The sequence below is a fragment of the Ruegeria sp. AB9 genome, assembly GCF_056542585.1.
In genome coordinates, this window is record NZ_JBQGAA010000044.1 from 1 (window position 1) to 2,554 (window position 2,554).

Annotated in this window: 2 protein-coding genes; both read right to left on the reverse strand. The window is 56.9% G+C overall.

Annotation, left to right across the window (positions count from 1 at the left end):
• Nucleotides 1-469, reverse strand: a 469-nt coding sequence (locus ACR0K5_RS24990; protein WP_480632214.1) for an invasion associated locus B family protein, incomplete at its 3' end; no start/stop codon positions are given.
• The coding region (locus ACR0K5_RS24995) for an autotransporter outer membrane beta-barrel domain-containing protein (RefSeq protein WP_480632215.1) at nucleotides 450-2,554 on the reverse strand (2,105 nt) is incomplete at its 5' end. The genes ACR0K5_RS24990 and ACR0K5_RS24995, both read right to left, overlap by 20 nt.

Below are 2,554 nucleotides of genomic sequence, written 5' to 3' on the forward strand. Positions count from 1 at the left end.
TGAGAACAGTAAGCGTCTGGGAGGACTGCAGGTTTTCCATACCATCAGCATCCGGTGCAATATCAGCGACACACCCGACAGTTTGCAGGCAAGTCGAAAACCATCCAACCGGAAGTTCGCCATTCCCGGTAGAAAACCTGACGCCTTCCGCGAGTTGCAGGCCAAAAGGCGTGATCAGGGTCAGCTTGTCAGGATTTGCGGTGAAAACGGCGGAAATGACCCTTTGTTGTGTGTCGGCTTGCCTGAGCTCCTGAGAAACCTGGCAGGCGCGTTGCGCTTCATCGCCTTCGGACCCACTGGCGGTTTTGCACTGCACTGCCCAGACGCCATATGTTTCTGACAGCGAAGTGGGCTCCTGTGCGGACCCAGCACCTGCTGTCACTGCGATCCCGACGGCTGCGAGAAGCGGGCTTACACCACTGGCACGCAAACCTATACGTTGTACCCATTCAGAATTCGATTTTGACACCAAGGTTGCCTCCCAGAGTTTTACCCGAACTCAGACTGGATCCGAGCACGGAGCCAGCGGTCATTTCGGCAAAGATTGCGGAACGCGCGCCATTTGAAGAAAACCATTCGTAAGACCCACCAAGTCCGATTTCGCCTCGCCAGGGGCGGGATTCCTGTATCAGCGTGGTATCGTCTGACCGTACCGCTGTGGTCGCATCGAACAGGTGGAACACATTGGCCGACAGGTAGATACTGCTTTGCGCATCGCTGCGGCCAGGTAATCGATATTCCAGGACGCCGCCCACCCGAAGCTCCGAGGTCGAGCCATCTTCGAGGGAGACAATCTCACCATTTGGTCCGGTGAAACTGTCGAAATCCACGTCATAGTACATGTACTGCATTTCTGGCGTGATCGAGAACGTATCGCTCAATGCAAAGGTCTTGCCGATCTCAAGAGAGGCTGCATAGCCTGAGCCGCTATTATCCTCTGCCAGAGTAGCCCCGTCAAAAGTCAGATCGCTTTCGAAATCCGCATATTGCAGCTGTGCATCGACATACAAACCTGAATCGTCATACCAGGTGAGAGTTGTGCCAATTCCAACTGCGTCGCTGTCGACACTCCCACCGCCAATCGACGAAGATCTGGACAGGGATGCAGACCCGTAGAAGGCTCGGAACCCGCCGACAAGACGCCCGCTCCCGTACTCCCCGAGAAGTGTGTCCATACCCATTTCAAACTTGTAGGTGCTGACGTCATAGTTGGAATCTGACACCCCAAGTTCCAGCGCGGTTGTCGAGATTCTCGGGTCGAGGTCTGCCCTGCCGCCCGAAACCTTCATCCACAAACCGGCATTGCTACAGTCAAAGCTGCCTTGCTGAGCGACGGGCTGAATTGCACTGCCACAGAATGGATCACCGCCAGCCAGCCACGCCCGGCCTTGAACGCGCTGGCTATGGCTCTCGAGCGTGTTCAGAGCATTCAGGTTTTGCGGGTAGGCTTCATAGACCAGGTTCGATGGCAGGAACAGGCGCTGCAAGAACCACTGGGACCCATCCAGGACAAGCCCATATGCAACCCCACCAAGATCCAAGGTTCCGCCATCAAGCTGAAAATCGCCCTCAGAGGTAGTGCCCTGAACGTCGACGAGAAGTATGTCATTGCCGCTGGCCTTGCCAGAGGAGATATCCGCGACAAAGATCGTTGTCCCGCCTGCAACGACATCACCGGAGACCACCAGCGTATCAGCCGTGTCACCTGAGGCATCGACGTCAATCTGCAGCGCCCCATCGCCGGAGTAATCGCCACTCACCGTAAGCGTGTCACCTGCAACATCATCCTGAAGACTGATCTCCCCGGCATTGCGGATATTCCCGATGACGTTGATCATCGACACAGACCCAGAGGTGTTTTGGTACCTGCCACCGGCAAGTGTCACCAGATCACCGGTCAGGTCGAAATCACCCCAGTTGCTGATGACACCATTAGCCCCCGCGATCATCCCGTGCCCGGGCCCACTGCCAACAGTCAGGGTCGGGCCAAATTCAACTGCGCCGTCCACAACCGTGATCGCTTCCCAGTTTTGGAAGGAAGATCCATCTACGGTGCCATCCCATCCATCGAACAGGACATTGTCATCCGCTCCAGCCCCACCATCAACCAGGCCGGATAAACCCGACAGATCCGCACTGTCAGTGAAGGTCAGCGTGTCATCGCCATCGAGCATGTCGATAGTTCCGGAGCCGGTCAGGATGCCCTCAACGTCGAATGTGTCAGCGCCTGTCGTAAAGGTGAAAGCACCTTCCAGATCCAGCGTCGCACCCGATGCAATGGTTGCCGTGCTCATATCGGAGATCGCAGCACCGGCTGCCACATCCACAGTGCCCGCATTGACATTGACCGTGTCAAACATCGATGTCGCAGGCCCGGTGATGTTCAGCGTCCCCGTCCCCGTCTTCAGCAGGGTCTCAAAGCCCGTCACCGCACCGATGCTGGCCACGCCGTTTATCGCAGTGTTGAAGGTGTCCGTGCCAACGCCGCCATCGACTGTGCCGGTCACCACCGTGCCATCACGGATGGTGAACATGTCATCGCCCGTCCCCAGGG